Annotated in this window: 21 protein-coding genes; 11 read left to right on the top strand and 10 right to left on the bottom strand. The window is 59.8% G+C overall.

Going from position 1 to position 20,830, the window contains the following annotated elements; all coding sequences use genetic code 11:
* Positions 1 to 55: 55 nt before the first annotated feature.
* The 3 genes from BW967_RS06730 to leuC all read right to left on the bottom strand — a co-directional run bounded on the left by BW967_RS06730 (position 56) and on the right by leuC (position 3,176).
* Positions 56 to 883, bottom strand: coding sequence for a hypothetical protein (locus BW967_RS06730; RefSeq protein ID WP_076484523.1), 828 nt, complete (start codon positions 881 to 883; stop codon positions 56 to 58).
* A gap of 268 nt (positions 884 to 1,151) precedes the next feature.
* Positions 1,152 to 1,757 (bottom strand): 3-isopropylmalate dehydratase small subunit, encoded by a 606-nt coding sequence (gene leuD, locus BW967_RS06735; RefSeq protein WP_076484302.1) that lies wholly within the window; start codon positions 1,755 to 1,757, stop codon positions 1,152 to 1,154.
* A 12-nt stretch (positions 1,758 to 1,769) separates the two neighbouring features.
* A complete protein-coding gene (gene leuC / locus BW967_RS06740) occupies positions 1,770 to 3,176 on the bottom strand; it encodes a 3-isopropylmalate dehydratase large subunit (RefSeq protein WP_076484303.1) in 1,407 nt (468 codons plus the stop codon).
* 409 nt (positions 3,177 to 3,585) lie between these two features.
* On the opposite strand from leuC, the gene rsfS reads away from it, so the two are divergent.
* The 8 genes from rsfS to BW967_RS06780 all read left to right on the top strand — a co-directional run bounded on the left by rsfS (position 3,586) and on the right by BW967_RS06780 (position 10,927).
* Positions 3,586 to 3,951: a ribosome silencing factor gene (rsfS, locus tag BW967_RS06745; RefSeq protein WP_076484304.1), complete on the top strand. Its 366-nt coding sequence runs from the start codon at positions 3,586 to 3,588 to the stop codon at positions 3,949 to 3,951.
* 9 nt (positions 3,952 to 3,960) lie between these two features.
* On the top strand, positions 3,961 to 4,428 hold the full coding sequence (gene rlmH, locus BW967_RS06750) for a 23S rRNA (pseudouridine(1915)-N(3))-methyltransferase RlmH (protein ID WP_076484305.1): 468 nt from the start codon (positions 3,961 to 3,963) through the stop codon (positions 4,426 to 4,428).
* Positions 4,429 to 4,536: 108 nt separating this feature from the next.
* Positions 4,537 to 6,057 (top strand): 2,3-bisphosphoglycerate-independent phosphoglycerate mutase, encoded by a 1,521-nt coding sequence (gene gpmI / locus BW967_RS06755; protein WP_076484306.1) that lies wholly within the window; start codon positions 4,537 to 4,539, stop codon positions 6,055 to 6,057.
* Complete coding sequence (locus BW967_RS06760) at positions 6,054 to 7,196, top strand: murein hydrolase activator EnvC family protein (RefSeq protein WP_076484307.1); 1,143 nt, start codon at positions 6,054 to 6,056, stop codon at positions 7,194 to 7,196. The genes gpmI and BW967_RS06760 overlap by 4 nt, the downstream gene beginning before the upstream one ends.
* A 2-nt stretch (positions 7,197 to 7,198) precedes the next feature.
* Positions 7,199 to 8,560: a S41 family peptidase gene (locus BW967_RS06765; RefSeq protein ID WP_076484308.1), complete on the top strand. Its 1,362-nt coding sequence runs from the start codon at positions 7,199 to 7,201 to the stop codon at positions 8,558 to 8,560.
* A 48-nt stretch (positions 8,561 to 8,608) separates the two neighbouring features.
* Positions 8,609 to 9,097, top strand: a complete 489-nt coding sequence (locus BW967_RS06770; protein WP_076484309.1) for an RNA pyrophosphohydrolase — start codon at positions 8,609 to 8,611, stop codon at positions 9,095 to 9,097.
* 89 nt (positions 9,098 to 9,186) lie between these two features.
* Complete coding sequence (locus BW967_RS06775; RefSeq protein ID WP_076484310.1) at positions 9,187 to 10,272, top strand: GSCFA domain-containing protein; 1,086 nt, start codon at positions 9,187 to 9,189, stop codon at positions 10,270 to 10,272.
* Positions 10,262 to 10,927 (top strand): hypothetical protein, encoded by a 666-nt coding sequence (locus BW967_RS06780; protein WP_076484311.1) that lies wholly within the window; start codon positions 10,262 to 10,264, stop codon positions 10,925 to 10,927. Before BW967_RS06775 ends, BW967_RS06780 begins: the two co-directional genes overlap by 11 nt.
* A gap of 1 nt (position 10,928) precedes the next feature.
* Here the strand turns inward: BW967_RS06780 and nadC are convergent, their stop codons facing one another.
* From nadC to BW967_RS06815, 7 genes are all read right to left on the bottom strand, one after another.
* The gene (gene nadC / locus BW967_RS06785; protein WP_076484312.1) at positions 10,929 to 11,771 is read right to left on the bottom strand and encodes a carboxylating nicotinate-nucleotide diphosphorylase; all 843 of its coding nucleotides are present in this window, start codon (positions 11,769 to 11,771) and stop codon (positions 10,929 to 10,931) included.
* Positions 11,768 to 13,330 carry an L-aspartate oxidase gene (locus BW967_RS06790; protein WP_245826470.1) on the bottom strand — a complete coding sequence of 521 codons (1,563 nt, stop codon included), beginning with the start codon at positions 13,328 to 13,330 and terminating at the stop codon, positions 11,768 to 11,770. Before BW967_RS06790 ends, nadC begins: the two co-directional genes overlap by 4 nt.
* Positions 13,327 to 14,379 (bottom strand): quinolinate synthase NadA, encoded by a 1,053-nt coding sequence (gene nadA, locus BW967_RS06795; protein WP_076484313.1) that lies wholly within the window; start codon positions 14,377 to 14,379, stop codon positions 13,327 to 13,329. Before nadA ends, BW967_RS06790 begins: the two co-directional genes overlap by 4 nt.
* 114 nt (positions 14,380 to 14,493) lie before the next feature.
* A complete protein-coding gene (gene dnaQ, locus BW967_RS06800; protein ID WP_076484314.1) occupies positions 14,494 to 15,189 on the bottom strand; it encodes a DNA polymerase III subunit epsilon in 696 nt (231 codons plus the stop codon).
* Entirely contained in the window at positions 15,182 to 15,778 is a 597-nt protein-coding gene (coaE, locus tag BW967_RS06805) for a dephospho-CoA kinase (RefSeq protein ID WP_076484315.1), read from the bottom strand. Before coaE ends, dnaQ begins: the two co-directional genes overlap by 8 nt.
* Positions 15,775 to 16,614, bottom strand: coding sequence for a shikimate dehydrogenase (locus BW967_RS06810; RefSeq protein WP_076484316.1), 840 nt, complete (start codon positions 16,612 to 16,614; stop codon positions 15,775 to 15,777). The genes coaE and BW967_RS06810 overlap by 4 nt, the downstream gene beginning before the upstream one ends.
* Positions 16,611 to 17,210, bottom strand: coding sequence for a Maf family protein (locus BW967_RS06815; protein WP_076484317.1), 600 nt, complete (start codon positions 17,208 to 17,210; stop codon positions 16,611 to 16,613). Before BW967_RS06815 ends, BW967_RS06810 begins: the two co-directional genes overlap by 4 nt.
* A 442-nt stretch (positions 17,211 to 17,652) precedes the next feature.
* Here BW967_RS06815 and BW967_RS06820 point away from each other — a divergent pair, with 442 nt between their 5' ends.
* The 3 genes from BW967_RS06820 to mnmE all read left to right on the top strand — a co-directional run bounded on the left by BW967_RS06820 (position 17,653) and on the right by mnmE (position 20,828).
* The gene (locus BW967_RS06820; RefSeq protein WP_076484526.1) at positions 17,653 to 18,096 is read left to right on the top strand and encodes a CopD family protein; all 444 of its coding nucleotides are present in this window, start codon (positions 17,653 to 17,655) and stop codon (positions 18,094 to 18,096) included.
* A gap of 152 nt (positions 18,097 to 18,248) precedes the next feature.
* Positions 18,249 to 19,517: a transcription termination factor Rho gene (rho, locus tag BW967_RS06825; RefSeq protein WP_076484318.1), complete on the top strand. Its 1,269-nt coding sequence runs from the start codon at positions 18,249 to 18,251 to the stop codon at positions 19,515 to 19,517.
* 27 nt (positions 19,518 to 19,544) lie between these two features.
* On the top strand, positions 19,545 to 20,828 hold the full coding sequence (mnmE, locus tag BW967_RS06830) for a tRNA uridine-5-carboxymethylaminomethyl(34) synthesis GTPase MnmE (RefSeq protein WP_076484319.1): 1,284 nt from the start codon (positions 19,545 to 19,547) through the stop codon (positions 20,826 to 20,828).
* Positions 20,829 to 20,830: the final 2 nt, after the last annotated feature.

A 20,830-nucleotide genomic window follows, 5' to 3' on the forward strand; every position in this document is an offset into this window, starting at 1 on the left:
TAGATCGCCAGCCGCAGCCCGTCGGCACCGGCAGAGGTCCCGCAAAGGAGAGAAATCAGGCCGGCTGCAGACCAGACGCATCCGAGGTGCGCCGTTTTTCCTCGATCATGCTGGCCACCCGGCCCATCGCGATGCCGCGCATGAACAGGCTGGCAGGAAGGAAAGCCCATGCCGTCACCGTCCAGATCATCGTATGCGGCGATTCCAGCGTGACCGGCGCAAATCCGGTCGAGATTGCCTTGATCACCGCAGGAATAAGGAACGGCAAAAGGAAGCCCAAAGCAATGTTGAACCAAGCATCGCGGCGCAAACGCTCCACCACATCGCCGCCGGTTGTCGGGTCAAAGGTGGGCAGGTTCACCCAAACGTTGAACCCATGACCCCGCATCGGCCAGCCCAGCGCGCGGATCACCACAACGAAATAGCCCAGGGTGACGAGTGAGGTCATATAGGCAAGCCCCCCTGCCGTGCGCACCAGTTCCACCTGATCGGCGCTTGCATTGGCGGGCAGCATCAGCACCAAGAGCCGCACCGGGCTGTAAGGCAAGTCGATGGAACGGGCCATCGCTGCACCCAGAACATCAACAAAGCTCGCAAAGGTTGAAGCCTCGCTGCGCGCCAAGACCACGACAGACAAAAGCCCCACAGTCGCAAATAGCGACACATAGCGAATGCGGTTAAAGGGCGGGGCGTCACGAAACTCGACCAGCCCCGGATAGACAGACGCATATTCAAAGAAGGTCAGCGCGGCGGCGAAGAACGCGATCAGGGTCACGATCTGCCCGGTATCGGCGCTGACTGCGGGGAGAATCATGGATGGCAGTGCGATGACAACGACGATCAAAATCGCCCTTATCAGCGCGCCAAAATAGCGTCCGACCACGGTTTTGCCCTTTGCCTCTGCCAGATCCGATACTTTGCCGAACCTGTGCCATGTGTTTTCGCCTATTGCGGCGAACTGCCTTGTTTCTGCCATGATTCTGCCCAAATGCGTTCTGCATTGCAACCTTTGGGATAGAGTTTGGATACCTTTCGGGCGATTTGTGGGTCCAACTGGTGCGGGAATGCATCAATAAAGGTACAAAAATAAGGCCGCCCAATGGGCGGCCCTTCATGTTGTGTTTCAATGGGTTGGCACCCACTAAAGGGTGTTAGACCCAAGGGCGGCTTTGCGCGGCTTGGCCTTCAAACGTGTCGATTGCCGTCGCTTTTTCCAGCGTCAGGCCGATATCGTCGAGCCCATTGAGCAGGCAGTGCTTTTTGAACGCATCCACTTCGAATTTGATCACCTGACCATCCGAAGTGGTGATTTCCTGCGCTTCCAGATCCACCGTCATACGGGCGTTTTCGCCTTTTTCGGCATCCGACATCAGCAGATCAACCTGCTCTTGCGGCAACACAATCGGCAGCATCCCGTTTTTGAACGAGTTGTTGAAGAAGATGTCCGCAAACGAGGTCGAGATGATCACCTTTATGCCGAAATCGGCCAGCGCCCAAGGGGCATGCTCGCGCGAAGAGCCACAGCCGAAGTTATCGCCCGCAACCAGAATTTCGGTTTTGCGATATTGCGGCTTGTTGAGCACGAAATCCGGGATTTCGTTGCCTTGGCGGTCATAGCGCATCTCGTCAAAGGCATGAACGCCCAGACCCGTGCGCTTGATCGTTTTCAAAAACCCTTTCGGGATGATCATGTCGGTGTCGATGTTGACGAGCGGCATGGGCGCGGCGATGCCGGTGACCTTGGTGAACTTTTCCATGTCTGTCGCTCCTTACATCATCTCACGGACATCGGTGAGGTGGCCGGTCAAGGCCGCCGCTGCCGCCATCGCCGGGCTCACCAGATGGGTGCGGCCCTTGTAGCCTTGGCGGCCCTCGAAGTTGCGGTTCGAGGTGGAGGCGCAACGCTCATATTCGCCCAGCTGATCGGGGTTCATGGCGAGGCACATCGAGCAACCGGCCAAACGCCATTCAAAGCCCGCATCGAGGAAGATCTGCGCGAGCCCCTCTTCTTCGGCCTGCGCGCGCACAAGGCCAGAGCCCGGCACGACCATCGCCCGCATACCCTCTTTGACCTTTTTGCCCTTCACGATCTCCGCCGCAGCGCGCAGGTCTTCGATCCGGCCATTCGTGCACGAGCCAATGAAAACGGTGTCGATGGCAATATCGGTCAGTTTTTGGCCGGGCGTCAGGCCCATGTAATCAAGCGCGCGTTTCGCGGCTTCGACTTTACCCCCGGTGAAATCTTCCGGCGCGGGAACCACTGCCGAAATCGGCAGCACGTCTTCGGGCGAGGTGCCCCAGGTCACGACCGGCTCAATATCTTCGCCACGGATCGTGATGACCTTATCGAAATGCGCGCCTTCATCGGTGAAGAGCGTTTTCCACCAAGTCAGCGCGGCTTCCCATTGCGCGCCCTTCGGCGCATGGGGACGGCCCATCACATAGGCAAAGGTGGTTTCATCCGGCGCAATCAAGCCTGCGCGGGCGCCGCCTTCAATCGCCATGTTGCAAACGGTCATGCGGCCTTCCATCGACAGCGCGCGGATCGCTTCTCCGCAATATTCGATCACATGGCCGGTGCCGCCGCCGGTGCCGGTTTTGCCAATCACCGCAAGGGTGATGTCTTTGGCGGTCACGCCCGGCTTCAATTGGCCGGTGATTTCCACCTTCATGTTTTTGGATTTTTTCTGGATCAGCGTTTGCGTCGCCAGAACGTGCTCCACTTCCGAGGTGCCGATGCCATGCGCCAGCGCGCCAAAAGCGCCATGCGTCGCGGTGTGGCTGTCGCCGCACACAACGGTCATGCCCGGCAGGGTCCAGCCTTGCTCGGGGCCCACAATGTGCACGATCCCTTGGCGGATATCGGTCACCGGATAATAGTTGATGCCAAAGTCACGGGCGTTTTTATCCAGCGCCTCGACTTGGATCCGGCTTTCTTCGTTGTCGATATGGGTTTCACGGCCCTCGGTGGTGGGCACGTTGTGATCCGGCACGGCAATGGTTTTTTCCGGGCAGCGCACTTGGCGCCCCGCCATCCGCAGCCCTTCAAAGGCTTGCGGGGAGGTCACCTCATGCACGAGATGGCGGTCGATATAGAGCAGGCAGGTGCCATCGGCGTCTTCAGAAACGACGTGGGCATCCCAGATCTTGTCATACAGGGTCTTCGGAGCGGACATGGCTCTCTCTTTCGATAGCTAGAAGATCGGTCGGCATGAAGCCGGTCAGACATAGGGCATCAGCCCCGCGCCAACTTCACAGTCGGGCAAGGACAGAGCGGCTTTCGCCGTAGAAGCGCTCACGAAGGCGGGCGCGATCATCCATGTCGAAAATGCGGATCATGCCGCGCGATATAGGGCATCGCCCTGAGTCCCGCAAGGAAATGTCACGCGATGAAACAGCGCTTTCGCAACCATAACAAAAGCTGCGGCGCCAATACCTCTTGCCATCAGTTGAGATTTAACACATCGGATGCTACTCTTTGTTTAGCCCGGCGCCGGGGCTTTTGCGGCGCGTGAGCCTTCGGAGGACAATGTCCTGTCTCAACTCTCTGTCGCGTCTGGCACTTCGGGCGCATCGGTGGCAGCCATGACCGCGAATGCTGCGGCGGCTGCCGAACCCACGAGCGACCAGGTTCTGGCGCGCGTTCTCGAATCCCTCGATGATGATAAGGCCGAGGATATCGTGCAGATTGATCTGCGCGGCCGTTCCTCGATTGCCGATCACATGGTGATCTGCTCGGGCCGGTCGTCGCGGCAAGTGGGCGCCATCGCCGAGAAGCTGGTGGAACGGCTGAAGGAAGATTTCGGTCGCACCTGCAAGATCGAGGGCAAGGATCAAGGCGATTGGGTGCTGATTGATGCAGCCGATGTGATCGTCCATGTGTTCCGCCCCGAGGTGCGCGAATTCTACCAGCTTGAAAAGATGTGGATGCCTGCGGGCAGCCAAGTCTGACGCGCGCTTATGAAGGTCACGATCTGCGCAGTGGGTAAGCTGCGCAAAGGGCCCGAACTTGCGCTGATTTCCGACTATCTTGATCGGTTCGGCAAAGCCGGGCGAGCCCAAGGGCTTGGCCCGGCTTCGGTCGTTGAGGTCGAAGATAAGCGCAATTTGGGCATGGAGGCGGAGGCCGCACTGCTGGAGCGCGCCCTGCCCGCAGGTGCGGTGCTGATCACGCTGGATGAACGCGGCGATGTGGTGTCCTCCCCCGAATTTGCGGCAAAACTGGGCGGCTGGCGCGACAATGCCCGCGATCTGGCCTTTGTGATTGGTGGGGCTGATGGCATTGCGCCAAGCCTGCGCACCAAGGCGGATTGGTCGCTTTCTTTCGGGCGCATGGTCTGGCCGCATATGATGGTGCGGGTGATGCTCTCTGAACAGCTTTACCGCGCCGGACAAATTCTGGCCGGAACGCCCTATCACAGGGTTTGAACGCGCCACTTGGCACAGAAAACGACCGGCGCTTTCCCTCCGTAAACCCAATGGTTGCCGAGAACGGGTTGGCGGCGTAAACGGGGAACAAATGCTCTGGAGGCGCCTATGACCCGTCCGAAACCCGTTGTTCTGTGCATTCTTGATGGCTGGGGCGAACGTGCTGAAACCGAGGGGAATGCCCCCGCGCAAGCGCATACGCCCAACCTCGACCGGGTTTTTTCCACCTGCCCGAAATCGACGCTGATCACCTTTGGGCCTGACGTGGGCCTGCCGACCGGGCAGATGGGCAATTCGGAAGTGGGGCACACGAACATTGGCGCGGGCCGCGTGGTGGCGATGGATCTGGGCCAGATCGACCTTGCGATCGAAGATGGCAGCTTTTTCCAAAACACCGCGATCCTTGATTTTATCGCCAAAGTGAAAGCGGCAGACGGGCGCGCGCATCTGATGGGTGTGGTCTCCGATGGCGGCGTGCATGGCCATATCGAACACGTGCTGGCCGCGTGCAAAATGGTGGCCGAAGCCGGGGTTCCGGTGGTGCTGCACGCCATCACCGATGGTCGCGACGTGGCCCCCGATTCCGCCGCACGCTTTGTCGATGAGCTTGTCGCCCGCCTGCCCGAGGGCTGCACGATTGGCACGGTGATTGGCCGCTACTGGGCGATGGACCGCGACAACCGTTGGGAACGCGTGGGCCTTGCCTATGGCGCGATGGTGCGTGGCGAAGGGTTCTCGGCCCCCACCCCGGCCGAGGCCGTGGCGCAAAGCTACGCCAAAAAGGAAATGGACGAGTTCATCAAACCCACGGTGATCGGCAATTACCAAGGCGCCCAAGATGGCGATGGTTTCTTCTGCCTGAACTTCCGCGCCGACCGCGCCCGCGAAATTTTGCGCGCTTTGGCCGAGCCGGGCTTTGAAGAAATGGATGTCTCCACCCGCCCGCAATGGTCTGCGCTTTTGGGCATGGTGGAATATTCGGTCGATCACAACGCCTATATGACCACCGCCTACCCCAAGCGCGACATCGTCAATACTTTGGGCGAATGGGTTTCCAAACAAGGGCTTACGCAGTTCCACTTGGCGGAAACCGAGAAATATCCGCATGTGACCTTCTTCCTCAATGGCGGCAAAGAAGCGCCTTGGCCGGGGGAAGATCGGTTCATGCCGAAATCGCCCAAAGTGGCGACCTATGATTTGCAGCCCGAAATGAGCGCGCCCGAGGTGACCGATCAATTCGTGGCGGCGATTGAGAAGGGCTATGACCTGATCATCGTGAACTATGCCAACCCCGATATGGTTGGCCATACCGGCTCGCTTCCCGCTGCGATTGCGGCTTGCGAAGAGATTGACCGCGATATTGGCCGAGTGTTGGAAGCTTTGGAAAAGGCCGGCGGGGCGATGATCGTGACCGCAGATCACGGCAACTGCGAAACCATGATCGACCCGGAAACGGGCGGGCCGCATACCGCGCATACCACCAACCTTGTGCCGGTGGCGCTGGTGGGTGGACCTGAGGGCGTGAAGCTGCGCGAAGGGCGGCTCGCTGATCTGGCGCCGACGCTGTTGCAACTGATGCAATTGCCCGTGCCGGAAGAAATGACCGGCGAAAGCCTGATCACGGCATGATCCGGGCGGCGGTTGTTGCGCTTTGTCTTTCGGCGGGGGTGGCAATGGCCAGCCCTGCTGCGGATGTCGCGCAACAGGCCGCTGATGATCTGCGCGCCGCGATCGCGGCCCTTGATGCGGCGCAATCGCGGGCTGATCGGGTCGCTGCGCTCACACAAACGATCACCGCTTATGAAACCGGGCTTGGCGCGCTGCGCGACGGGCTGCGCCGCGCAGCCATTCGCGAAGGCGAAATTCGCGCGCAGTTTGAAGCCAAGCGCGAAGATATTGGCCGCCTCTTGGGGGTCATGAGCACGATGAGCCAATCCGAGGGGCCGCTGTTGCTGTTGCACCCCTCTGGGCCGCTTGGCTCGGCCCGCTCTGGCATGATTTTGGGCTCTGTGACCCCGGCCTTAAATGCCGAGGCCGATCTGTTGCGCGCCGATCTAGCAGAAATTGACAGTTTGCGCGCCGTGCAAAGCAATGCAGCGCAAGTGCTGGAAACTGGGCTTGGCTCGGTACAGGCTGCGCGCACGGCGCTGTCAAAAGCGATATCGGAGCGCAAGGGCCTGCCCCAGCGCTATTTGGAAGAACCCGAAGAACTGCGCCAATTGGTCGAAAGCGTCGATACGCTAGAGGGCTTTGCTTCCGGGATCGTGGATCTCGACAGCGACATCGGCCCTCCGATGGAAGATTTCGAGGGTGCCAAAGGCCGCTTGCCCATGCCGGTTTTGGGCCGGGTGCTGCGCGCTTTCAATGAAGCCGACGCCGCGGGTATTCGCCGCCCCGGTCTGGTGGTGGCCACCGCGCCTGCCGCGCTTGTCACAACGCCTTGGCCCGCCACAATCCGCTATCGCGGCCCGCTTTTGGACTACGCAAATGTGATGATCCTTGAGCCTGCGGAGGGGTATTTGTTGGTTCTGGCCGGGCTTGGCGCGGTCTATGGTGAAACCGGCGATGTGCTGGCGGCAGGTGCGCCCATTGGGTTGATGGGTGGGCTAGAGCCCGGCGCACAAGAGTTTGGCGAGGATTTCGTGCGAAATGCGCGGATGGGGAGTGGTGCGGGCCGCACGGAAACGCTTTATATCGAGTTGAGAGAGGGCAAGGAGCCGATCGATCCCGCATCGTGGTTCGCCCAAACAAGCCAGAACAAGGGTTGAGAATGAAAAAGTTCGTTATGGCCGCGCTGGGCGGCACAATCGCGGGAACCTTGTTCTCGGCACAGGTTGCGCCGCTTCTGGCCCAAGAGGTGCAAAAACCCGCCTCGGTCTACCAACAGCTTGATCTTTTTGGCGATGTGTTCGAGCGCATTCGCACCGATTACGTTGAGCAGGTCGATGAGAAAAAACTGATCGAAGCGGCGATCAACGGCATGCTTTCGTCGCTGGACCCGCATTCCAGCTACATGTCGGCCGATGATTACGCCGATATGAAAGTGCAAACCCGTGGCTCCTTCGGTGGCCTTGGCATTGAGGTCACGCAAGAGAACGGCGTGGTCAAAGTGGTTTCGCCGATTGATGGCACCCCGGCCGCCGCTGCGGGCATCGAATCTGGCGATTTCATCACCCAAGTGGATGGCGAAAGCCTGATGGGGCTGACGCTTGATCAAGCGGTCGACAAAATGCGGGGCCCGGTTGGCAGCGAAATCACCATTTCTGTGGTGCGCGAAGGCAAGAACGAGCCCTTCGACGTGACGATGACCCGCGACACGATCAAACTGACGGCGGTGAAAGGCCGGCTTGAGGCGAATACCGCGATCTTGCGGATCACCACCTTCAACGACCAAACCTTCCCGAACCTTGAAGACAGCCTTGCCAAAGTGGCTGAAGAAGCGGGCGGGATCGACAAGCTCAATGGCGTGATCTTGGATCTGCGCAACAACCCCGGTGGGCTGCTCACGCAGGCCATCGCGGTCTCGGATGCGTTCTTGGATAAAGGCGAGATCGTCTCGACCCGTGGCCGCAACCCCGAAGACAGCGAGCGGTTCAACGCCACGCCGGGCGATCTGGCCGATGGCAAACCGATTGTCGTGCTGATCAATGGTGGCTCTGCCTCGGCCTCGGAAATTGTGACGGGCGCTTTGCAAGACCATCACCGCGCCATCGTCGTGGGCACGAAAAGCTTCGGCAAAGGCTCTGTGCAAACGGTGATCCCGGTGGCAAGCGAAGGCGCGATGCGGCTCACCACCTCGCGCTATTACACGCCTTCGGGCCGCTCGATCCAAGCGCTTGGCATTGCACCCGATATCGTCGTGCCGCAACCGCCCGCAACCCCCGCTGCCGAAGATGAGGCCGGGACCGAACGTCAAATGCGTTCGGAAGCCGATCTGCGCGGCGTTTTGTCGAATGACTCGATGACCGAGGATGAGAAGAAACAGGCCGAAGAAGAGCGTCTGCAAGCCGAAGAGGCCGCAAAACTGCGCCTTGAAGACTTCCAGATGGCCTATGCGATCGACATCATCAAAGGTTTGTCTGTGGCGGGCGCTACGCTGACCCCGATTGAAGCGGAAGCCCCGCAGCAATAAGCACCATCGGGGGCCGCAAGGCCCCCTTTTTCCGCAAAGGCTCCGCTCATGTCGCGCAAAGATCTTTCCGCCCTGCCCTATCGCAAGAATGTCGGCATTGTTTTGATGAATGCCGACGGGCTGATTTTCGCGGGTCAGCGCATCGATAACCCGGGCCATGCGTGGCAAATGCCACAAGGGGGCATTGATGCAGGTGAAAAGCCGAAAGAAGCCGCGCTGCGCGAGTTGTCCGAAGAAACCGGCGTGCGCGCCGATTTGGTGGAAAAGATCGCCAAGACCGAGGATTGGGTCACCTATGATCTGCCCGAGGAACTGATCGGCCAAATCTGGGGCGGCAAATATCGCGGCCAAAAACAGAAGTGGTTCCTGTTCCGCTTTCTGGGCCAAGACAGCGATGTCAACATTGCCACCGAACACCCCGAGTTTTCGGTCTGGCAATGGATGGAACCGGCAGAGCTGATTGAAAAGATCGTGCCTTTTAAACGCGCGGTCTATGAGCAGGTGTTTGACACCTTCCGCCCGCATATCGCGCGCTAAACTCTAAAACTTCCAAGCTTTTGCCTGTTGCCAGCCGTTCGGCTGCCTGCGATGCTTTCGCTATTGAAACGCAGCAATTCGGGCAGAAGATGACAAGCGGCGACAATCCCTACAAGCATATTGCCCCCCGTGGCTTTTGGCGCAGTGCCGTAGCCGAACCGGGGCTGTTTGGCTTTTCTGATCTGTGGACCTCGGCCTGGGATCTGCCCGCCGATGCGATCTTTGCCACTTTTGGTTCATGCTTTGCGCAACACATCAGCCGCGCGCTGATGACGCGCAAAATGAACTGGCTGAATGCCGAACCGGCCCCCGGTCGCACCCCGCCTGAGATTGCGCGCAGCTTCAATTACGGGGTCTTTTCGGCGCGCACCGGCAATATTTACACCGCCGCGCAGCTGCTGATTTGGGCGCGGCTCGCAGCGGGCCATATTGGCCCCGAGGCGGTGGAGCTTTGGACCGATGAAAAGGGCCATGTGCATGACCTTTTGCGCCCCAAAATCGAACCCGAAGGCTTTGTGAGCGAGATCGAGGCCCGCGCCTCGGTTCTGTCCACCGCGCGTGCCTTCAAGCGCTGCATCACCGAGGCGGATGTGTTCGTGTTCACGCTCGGGCTCACGGAAGGATGGATCAATTCTCGCACGGGGCAAAGCTATTCCATTTGCCCCGGCACTGGCGTTGGCACCTTTGATCCCGAGGTGCATGTGTTCAAGAACTACACCTATCCCGAGATCCTGCGTGATTTGGAGTTGGCGCTGGAACTGATGTGGGAAATGAACCCCGATCTGAAGGTGCTGCTGACCGTTTCGCCGGTGCCGCTCGTCGCCACCGCTTCGGGCGACCATGTGCTTGTGGCCACGCAATATTCCAAATCCGTTTTGCGTGCGGTGGCGGGCGATGTGGCGCGCGCACATGCGGCGGTGGATTACTTCCCCTCTTATGAAATTATCGCCAGCCCACCCACACGCGGCACCTTCTTTGAGCCCAATATGCGCGGCATCGCCGCTCAAGGCGTGGACCTTGTGATGGGGCATTTCTTCAAAGGGCTAAACCTCACGCTCCCCGCGCATGGCCGCACCACATCCGATAGTGCCGCCCGTGAAGCGGCCGATAAAAAGGCCGCAGAAGAAGAGCTGGTTTGCGAAGAAATGATCTTGGAGCGGTTCAATGAAGCCTGAGGTTTTGCTGGTCGGCGACAGCCACACCATCGCGCTGGAAGACGGGGCGAAAGAGCTTGGCATTGCAACCGAGGTGTTCCGCTGCGGCGGCGCGGGGTGGCATGATGGAAAGTTCGGTTTCAACGCCGATGGGATTGTGCCGAAAAACACCCCGATGGGTCGCCGCTCCATCGACGGCATTCGCGAACGTCAAGGCGTGACCAATATCCTCACGCTCGGCGTGCCGGTGATTACCACCATTGGTTTTCACTTGGGTATGTTGGTGCGCGGGCTGCGCTGGACCGGGCACCATGTGGTGAGCGAAGTCGAGCCGATGCCGGAAGAGGGTCTTGTGGCCTCCGAAGCGTTTCTGACCGCCTATGTGCAGCATCACCGCACGCAACATATCCGCGTGCTCAAACGCATGGCGCGCGAAGCCGATGTGCTTGTGGTACCGCCACCGCCCATTGGCATTGATATCAACGGCCATAAAGCCCGCGAAATTCTGATCCGTTTGATGCGCAAAGGCGGTCTGACGGTGTTTGACCCGATGGTGGAACTCTTCGCCGATGAGCCCGGTTTCCCCTCGCGCTTCGTGAAAGATGACCCCAACCACGCCACCGCCGATTATGGCAAGGTGGTGATGACGGCGCTGCGCGAGCGGCAGATCATCTAGCTTAGAAATCGAGCCCCAAATCAAAGGTGCGCGCCGAATGCGTGAGCGCACCAGAGGAAATGTAATCCACCCCGGTCGCGGCCACTTCGGCAATGCGCTCGAGCCGCATATTGCCCGAGGCTTCGAGCACCACGCGCCCTTCGGCCAAGGCCACCGCTTGGCGTAACGTCGGGCTGTCCATGTTATCGAGCAAGATCACATCGGCCCCGCCGACGCCCAGCGCCTCTTCCAACTGATCCAGCGTATCGACCTCTAGCTCCACCCGCATCATATGGCTGCGCGCGGCTTTGGCGGCCTCTAGCACCGCCTGAATGCCCCCGGCGGCGGCAATGTGGTTGTCTTTGATCAAGATCGCATCAGACAGCCCAAAGCGGTGGTTGTGGCCGCCGCCATGGGTCACGGCCAGCTTTTCGACCACGCGCAGCCCCGGCGTGGTTTTGCGGGTGCAGGTGATGCGGGTCTTGGTGCCATGCGTTTGCGCCACAAAGGCGGCGGTGAGGGAGGCGATCCCGGTCATCCGACCCGCAAAATTGAGCGCCACCCGCTCGCCCATCAAAATGGACGCGGCAGAGCCGGTGATGGTCATCAAGCACTGCCCTTTACCGCAGGGGTGGCTGTCGGGCACAAGCGTTTCCACTTTCAGCCCCGCATCCACCAGCCGAAAGGCGATGGTCGCCACCTGCATGCCGGAGACAACGCCATCTTCGCGCGCATTGAGCCGCGCTTGGCAGGTTTTACCAAAGGGCACCACGGCACGGGTGGTCACATCGCCCATCGGCGACAGGTCTTCCATCAGCGAGGCTTGAACCACGGGTTCGAGCAGAAAATCGGGCAACGGGGTCATTTTGTCTCCAATGCTCGGGTACGAAGGATGAGCGCCTCAGGCAGGGTCAAAAACCGCCTTTTGGCCTGAATAGGGTCTATTTTTGGGTAATCTGATCGGAAATGGCCGCCGCGACTTTCGGTCCGTTCCAGCGCGGCGGTGGCGATAAGCGTCGCAGTGGCGGTCATGTTGCGCAGGGTTTCGCAAGTGGCTTGAGCTTCGATGTCAGCAATGGTGGCCAGCGTTTCGGTCAGGCCTTCTGCGCTGCGCACCACGCCACAGCCATTGGTCATGGCTTGGCGCAAGCGCTGCACGGCATCTTCATCGACCTCTTGGCCGCCGTCGGGGAAATCCAGCACCACTTCGGGGGCGGGTGTTTCGTCGACCAAATCGGCAATACCTTCTGCGCAGATACGCGCAAAAACCAACGCCTCCAAAAGCCCGTTCGAGGCGAGGCGGTTCGCCCCATGCAGCCCGGTAGAAGAGGCCTCCCCACAGACCCAAAGGCGATCCAGCGAGGCGCAGCCTGTTTCATCCACCGCAACACCGCCCATATGGTAATGCGCCGCAGCGGCAACCGGGATCGGCTGCAAAACAGGGTCTATTCCAGCCTGAAGGCAGGCTTCGGCCACCGCCGGAAAGCGTGCGGGTAGCTCTGCCCCCAGCACGTCGCGCGTGTCCAAAACCGGCTCCCGACCTGCTTGGCGTTCGGTATAAACGGCGCGGGCCACAATATCGCGCGGCGCAAGTTCGGCATCGGGGTGGATGGGCAGCATGAACCGCTCGCCCCGGTTGTTCAAAAGCACCGCGCCTTCACCGCGCAAAGCCTCGGTTGCCAAGGGGGCCGGGTCTTCACCCGTGGCGATGGCCGTGGGGTGGAATTGCACGAATTCCGCATCCGCAATTCGGGCCCCTGCCCGCGCCGCCATGCCAATGACCTGCCCCCGAATGCGCGGCGGGTTCGTGGTCACGGCAAAGAGCCCGCCCGAGCCGCCGCCCGCCAACAAAACAGCCGGGGTTTTGAGCAAAATCCGCCCCGAAGGTGCGCCCGCGCGCTCCACCCAAACACCCGTCACGGCCCCCGCTTCAACCGCGAGCCCAGAGGCCAAAACCCCTTCGGCGACTTGAACCGAGGGGCAGCGCCGCGCCTCGGCAATTAGGGTTTCCATGATTTCGCGCCCGGCTTGGTCGCCCTTCACGCGCACAACGCGGGCGACCGAATGCGCCGCCTCGCGCGACATGACGTAACCGCCCTGCCCGTCGCGATCAAACGGCGTGCCGAGCGTGGTCAGATCATGGATTCGGCTTTTGGCATCTTCCGTCACCAGCCGCGCAATCGCGGCATCGACCGTGCCAGCGCCGGCAATTTCTGTGTCACTTGCGTGCGATTGCGGGCTGTCCGTCGCGGCCATGGCAGCCGCCACACCGCCTTGCGCCCAAGCGGAAGAAGCGCCCTCCCCCAAGGTTTCCGGTGAAATCACCAAAACCGGATGCGGCGCCAGTTTCAGCGCCGCATAAAGCGCGCCCAGCCCCGCGCCCACAATGATAACGCGCCGGGTGTCCAAAATGGGGGTGCTCACTTCGCAATCGTCCGCGAAAGCTCGATCATCCGTTCCACGGCCACGCGCGCTTTGGCGGCAATGGCGGGGTCCACCACCACCTCTTCCGCGCCCGCATGCAGCGCCCACAAGATCTTTTCGAGCGTGATTTTCTTCATATAGGGGCACATGTTGCACGGCCCCATGAACTCAACCTCGGGATAGGCATCTGCGATGTTGGAGGCCATCGAACATTCGGTCACCAGCATCGCCTGGGCGGGCTTTTCGCGCGCCACATAGTCGATAATCCCCGAGGTAGAGCCGGAATAATCTGCCTCTGCCACAACCGACGGCGGGCATTCGGGATGCGCGATGATCCGCGTTTCCGGGTGGCCCGCGCGGAAACCGCGCAGATCTTCGGCGGTATATTGTTCATGCACGATGCACGAGCCCGCCCACCAAACCACGTTCTTTTGCGGCACATCGCGCGCCACGTTTTGCGCCAAATACTGGTCGGGCGTCATGATGATCGTGTCTTCGGGCAAAGCCGCGACGATCTGCGCCGCATTGGACGAGGTGCAGCAGATGTCAGAGGCCGCTTTCACCTCGGCGGTCGTGTTGACGTAGCTCACCACTGGCGCGCCGGGGTATTTGGCCCGCATCTCTGCAATGCCTTCGGCGGTGATGCTTTCAGCCAAAGAACAGCCCGCCGTGACATCAGGGATCAGCACCCGTTTGGCCGGGTTCAGAATTTTGGAGGTTTCCGCCATGAAATGCACGCCGCATTGCACGATGGTTTCGGCCTCGACCTTCGTCGCCTCAATCGCCAATTGCAGGCTATCGCCCACCACATCGGCCACGCCATGATAGATTTCCGGCGTCATATAGTTATGCGCCAAGATCACCGCGTTCTTCTCGGCCTTTAGGCGATTGATCGCACGGATATAGGGCGCGTAACGCGCGAAGTCGGGCAAAGGCACGACCCGATCCATGCGCGCATGGATATCGGCCATTTCCTGAGCCAGCGTAAGCGACGGCGCAAGGTCGTAAGCCTCGGCCAAGGTCGCGCGGATCACCGTGAAGTCCAGCATGGGCCCCTCCCCCAAAACCGAGAACGCAAATGCATGTAAGGTCTGCGCGCCCGGTATGGAATGACAAAATTGCCGCAAGGCCGAGAAATATGAAACTTTTGTGTCTGGCCGTGCCTAGCTGACGCGGTTCCAGATCGCGGCGTCACCAAGCTTCGCCACAAAAGCCTCATGCGCGGCGGTTTCTTCCTCGGTGATGCGCGAGGGCAACGGCACCGGGCGCGGACGAGGCCGCCAATCGCTGCCATCTTCGCCGTTTTTCGTGCCTGCTTCGGCGATATTGAGCCCAAAACCCGGCTGACGCCCACCGATCAGCTCCAGATAGACCTCGGCCAGAATTTCGGCATCAAGAAGCGCGCCGTGCAGGGTCCGGGCAGAGTTATCAATGTTGAAGCGGCGGCAAAGCGCATCAAGCGAGGCAGGCGAGCCCGGAAATTTGCGCCGCGCCATCGCCACGGTATCGAGCGAGCGCTCCATCGGAATGAGCGGCATTTTCGCCCAGCCCAGCTCCGCATTGAGGAATTTCATATCGAAGGCGGCATTGTGGATCACAAGGATCGAATCAGTGCCGATGAAATCCAAAAATGCTTGGCCGACCTCGATGAACCGGGGCTTGTCGCGCAGGAAATCATCCCCCAAACCGTGCACGGCAAAGGCTTCTTGCGGCATTGCGCGTTCGGGGTTGATGTATTGGTGATAGGTGCGGCCCGTCGGCACATGGTTGTAAAGCTCCACCGCGCCAATTTCGACGATGCGATCCCCCTCGCCGGGCTCAAAGCCTGTGGTTTCGGTATCTAGAACGATCTCACGCATGGGCAGCCTTGATGGTTTTGATCAGGTCTCGCACAGCCACCCGCACCTGATCAAGGCTGCGCGTCTCGATGATGTAATCCGCGCGGGCACGTTTTTCCGCATCGGGCATTTGGCGCGCCAAGATCAGATCAAGCTGTGCTTCGGTCATTTGCCCGCGCGCCAAGACCCGTTCACGCTGTACCTGTGGGTCTGCGGTAACCACCAAAACCGCATCGCAGTCTTTTTCGCCGCCCGTTTCATACAAAAGCGGCACATCGAGAAGCACGATTTCTGCACCCGCATGCGCTTGCAAAAACGCCGCCCGCGCCGCGCGCACCAAAGGATGCACGATGGTCTCTAGCCGCGAGAAAGCCTGTTTGTCTTCCACTAGGGCCTTTTTCAGCAGGGCGCGCTGCACTGCGCCATCTTGCACCGCTTGAGGAAAAGCCTGTGCGATCGCCTGCACCGCCGCACCGTCTTTTTGATACAGCCCATGCACCGTGGCATCGGCATCCCACACCGGAATGCCCTCTTCGGCAAACAACCGCGCGGTGGTGGATTTGCCCATCCCGATCGACCCTGTGAGCCCGAGACGGAAGGGGTGGGTCATGCCGAAAGTACCCGTTCGCGCAGTTCGGCGGTGACCTCGGGGCGGTGGCCAAACCAACGCTCAAACCCCGGCACGGCTTGATGAAGCAGCATCCCAAACCCATCCACCGTGACACAGCCACGGCTCGCCGCCTCTTTCAAAAGCCGGGTTTCAAGCGGGGTGTAGACCAGATCGGTAACCACAGCGCTTTGCGGCAAAGCCTCAAGCGAAATGCGGAATTCGGGCGTATCGGGCATCCCAAGCGAGGAGGTGTTCACCAGCGTGGCCACGCCTTCCATCATTTTCGCCGCCTGTGCCCAATCATAGACAACGATCCGGGCGCCAAATTCGGTGCGCAGTTTCTCGGCTCGCAAGCGGGTGCGGTTGGCAATGCGCACTTCGGGGCAGCCGGTCTCAATCAGCGCAGACACAATTGCCCGGGCAGCACCACCAGCGCCCACAACAGCGGCGGGACCAAGATCGGCCCGCCAGTTGGGCGCGCCATCTTTGAGATTGGCAATAAAGCCATACCCATCTGTATTATCAGCAAAAATACGCCCATCGGGGTGAAAAACGAGCGTATTCGCTGCGCCGATCAGCGCCGCGCGATCGGACACGCTATCAGCGAGCGCAAGCACCTTTTCTTTATGCGGAATCGTGACATTGCAGCCCACAAACCCCGCCTTGGGCAACACGCGCAGGGTGGTTTCCAAATCCTCAGGCGCGATATCCATGGGCACGTAATGCCCCTTGATCCCATAGGTTTTGAGCCAATGGCCATGCAGCGCAGGCGAGCGGGTATGTGCAATCGGGTGGCCGATCACCCCGGCGAGGGGAATTTTTTTGTGCTCGGTCATGTTGTCAGCTCTCCGCGGGCGCGCAGCCAGTTTAGAAATTCAAGAAGGGGCAAGCCCAGAACGGCAAAGTAATCGCCTTCGACCGAGGAGAAAAGCCGCACGCCTTCTTCCTCGAGCTTGTAGCAGCCCACCGCGTGGCGAATGCTGTGCCAATTGCGCGCAACATAGTCTGCAATGAACGGCTCACTCAACGGGTGCATGGTGAGCCGGACCTCTGCCACATGCCGCCAAATTGGTGCGCCATCGCGCATTACCACCATAGCGGATAAAAGTTTGTGCGTTTGACCAGAGAGGCGACGCAATTGCTCCATCGCGTCTTCCGGGGTTACGGGCTTGGAAAAAATCTCGCCCCTCAACTCCAGCACCTGATCCGCGCCCATCACCAATTTCTCGGGCTGTTTGCGCCCGATCCGCGCCGCTTTCGCCTCGGCCAAAGCATCCGCCACATCACGCGGCTTCGCCCCTTCGTGCAAAAGACCCTGTTTGATCGCCTCTTCATCAATCCGTGCGGGCGCGACCTCAACGCAAAGACCCGCGGCGCGCAACAGGCGCGCGCGGATTTCAGAAGCGGAGGCAAGGATGAGGGTAGGGGACATGTGGACAACCATTGGGAAAAGCACGGGGGCAGAACTGTGGGCGAGCCTGTGAGCACCATTTCCTCCCCATTTGTCCGGGGGTTTGTCAAGAAAAGTAAAGACTTTCTTAACATGTGGAACCGCAGGCCGCCGGGGTGTGGGAAAGCGCCGCAGCCCACAGGCTGGCACAGATTCGTCCCTCGTAATCATCCACAGGGTTCAATTCAGCAAATCTCTGAAAACGTGGGTAATATTTTGTCTTTCAACAGGATCGGCCATTTCAGCATCTGGATGCATCCGCTAGCCTTGAAGCTTGGGGAGAACTGTTTAATCCACACTATCCACAGGGCAAACATCATCATCTTCTTTTCTTTTCTTAATATTTTCTCTTAAGAAGAGAGCCAGAAGACAGGAGGCGCACGTGACCGAAATTCTTGACCTGGTGAGCAGTTTTCTCTCGGACATGTACCTCTGGACCAAGTCACTGCATGTGATGTCTGTCTTGGCTTGGATGGCCGGGCTTTTTTACCTGCCGCGTCTCTACGTCTACCACGTGGAAGGGCTGAAGAAGCAGGGCGTAACCCGTGGCAGCGACATGGATCTTCTGTTCCAGCATCAAGAACGTTTGCTGATGAAGGCAATCATGCATCCGGCCGCCATTTCGACTTGGTTCTTCGGCCTGTGCCTTGTGTTCACGCCGGGCGTTGTGTGGTGGGATTCGATCTGGCCCTATGCCAAAGGCTTTGGAATCATCGCGATGACGATCTTCCATCTGTATCTCGCCAAGGCGCGCTTCACCTTCATTGATGGCACGAACAACCTCAAAGGCCGCCAATGGCGGATGATGAACGAAATTCCGACGCTGCTGATGGTGTTGATCGTTCTGGCCGTGATCTTGAAGTTCTAACAGGGCGGAAACCCCAGTTTCATTGACTCGCAGCGCGTTTACGCGTATGCGCGCCTTAGCCCCGGCCGTCCGGCCGACCGGTTTAGCCGAGATATGACCTATATCGCGCCGCGCCCGCTCGGGCTGTGGCGCCTTTCGCGGATGGATGCGAGATGACCGAACGTTTGAACCTTTCCGATCTTAAGGCGAAAAGCCCCAAAGACCTTTTGGCGATGGCCGAGGAATGGGAGATCGAAAACGCTTCCACCATGCGCAAGGGCGAGATGATGTTCTCGATCCTGAAAGAGCATGCCGAGGAAGACATCGTGATCGGCGGCGATGGCGTGTTGGAAGTGTTGCAAGACGGGTTTGGCTTCTTGCGCTCGCCCGAGGCGAACTATCTGCCGGGCCCGGATGACATCTACGTCTCGCCCGATATGATCCGTCAATACAGCCTGCGCACCGGCGATACGGTCTCGGGCGTCATTCGTGCACCGGGCGAGAATGAGCGGTATTTCGCGCTGACCGGGGTTGAGAAAATCAACTTCGAGTCGCCGGAAAAAGCGCGCCACAAGGTCAGCTTCGACAACCTGACCCCGCTTTACCCCGATGAACGTCTGAAGATGGAGATCGAAGATCCCACCATCAAAGACCGGTCCGCCCGGATCATCGACCTTGTTGCTCCGATCGGGAAGGGGCAGCGCTCGCTGATCGTGGCGCCGCCGCGCACGGGTAAAACCGTTTTGCTGCAAAACATCGCCCATTCCATCGAGGTAAACCACCCGGAGTGCTATTTGATCGTGCTCTTGATCGACGAACGCCCGGAAGAGGTGACCGATATGCAGCGCTCGGTCAAAGGGGAGGTGATTTCCTCGACCTTTGACGAACCGGCAACGCGGCACGTGGCTGTGGCCGAGATGGTCATCGAAAAAGCCAAGCGCTTGGTCGAACATAAACGAGATGTTGTGATTTTGCTCGACTCGATCACAAGACTTGGTCGCGCCTACAACACCGTTGTGCCGAGCTCGGGCAAGGTTTTGACCGGTGGTGTGGATGCGAACGCGCTGCAACGGCCGAAACGGTTCTTTGGCGCCGCGCGGAACATTGAAGAAGGCGGCTCGCTCACGATCATCGCCACCGCGTTGATCGACACCGGCTCGCGCATGGATGAGGTGATCTTTGAGGAATTCAAAGGCACCGGCAACAGCGAGATCGTGCTCGACCGCAAGGTGGCAGACAAGCGCGTCTTCCCCGCGATGGACATTCTCAAATCCGGCACCCGGAAAGAAGATCTGCTCACCGATCAAAAAGATCTGCAGAAAACCTATCTGCTGCGCCGCATCCTGAACCCGATGGGCACCACGGACGCGATCGAGTTCCTGATCTCCAAGCTGAAGCAAACCAAAACCAATGGCGAATTCTTCGATTCGATGAACGGCTAAAGGCCCGTTCGTCCAAAAGGGGTTTCGATGGCGACGATCTTCGCACAGGCCAGCGGCCGCGGCAAAGCGGGCGTGGCGGTTATTCGGCTTTCCGGGCCCCAAGCCTGGGAGGCCGTTTCCGCTTTGGCGGGGCGTTTGCCCGCGCCGCGTCAGGCGGGGCTGCGGCGGCTGAGTTTCGCGGGCGATTATCTCGATGAAGCTTTGGTGCTGTGCTTTGAAAAGGGCGCAAGTTTCACCGGGGAAGATTGCGCCGAATTGCAGGTGCACGGGGCAACCGCCACGGTGCAGGCTGTGTTGCAAGCTTTGGCCGCGCAACCCGGTTTGCGATTGGCGGAACCTGGCGAATTTACCCGCCGTGCGATGGAAAATGGCCGGCTTGATCTGTCTCAGGTCGAGGGTTTGGCTGATCTGATTGAAGCTGAGACCGAGGCGCAGCGCAAACAGGCTTTGGCGGTTCTGTCTGGCGGGGTCGGGCAGTTGGTCGAGCGTTGGCGCACGCAATTGATCCGTGCGGCGGCGCTTTTGGAAGCGGTGATTGATTTCGCCGATGAAGAGGTGCCAGAGGATGTTTCGCCCGAGGTCTCAAGCCTTTTGGCCGCTGTTCAGGGCGATTTGGCGCGCGAAGTGGGGCGGATTTCCGCGTCAGAACGTGTGCGTGAAGGCTTTGAGGTCGCTATTGTTGGCCGCCCGAATGCGGGTAAATCTACGCTCCTGAACGCATTGGCGGGCCGCGAAGCGGCGATTACCTCCGAAGTTGCAGGTACCACGCGTGATGTGATCGAAGTGCGGATGGATCTTGGCGGTTTGGCGGTGACGCTGCTCGATACCGCTGGCTTGCGCGAAACCGAAGATAAGGTCGAAGCCATCGGCGTGGAACGCGCGCTGCAAAGGGCACGGGCTGCGGATTTGCGGCTTTTCTTGCTGGATGGCGATGATCTGCCGCTTTTGGTACCGCAGCCTGATGACCTTGTGGTGCAGGGCAAAGCTGATCTGGCCGAAGGGCAGGGGCTTTCCGTCTCGGGCAAAACGGGGGCGGGGCTTGATCGGCTGGTGGCGGAACTGACCAAGCGCTTGTCGGATCGCGCCTCCGGGGCAGGGGTCATGACCCGCGAGCGCCATCGCGCCTGTTTGCAGCGCGCGCAAAATGCGCTAGATGCGGCTCAGGTTGAACTGGCGCTTGGGCAAGAGCGGCTGGAGCTTGCAGCGGACCATCTGCGCAATGCGGCGCGGGCGCTGGAATCGCTTCTGGGCCGGGTTGATGTCGAGGCCTTGCTGGATGAGATTTTCTCGAGTTTTTGCATCGGCAAGTGAGG

Source organism: Rhodobacter aestuarii (genome assembly GCF_900156655.1).
GTDB classification, from domain to species: domain Bacteria; phylum Pseudomonadota; class Alphaproteobacteria; order Rhodobacterales; family Rhodobacteraceae; genus Rhodobacter; species Rhodobacter aestuarii.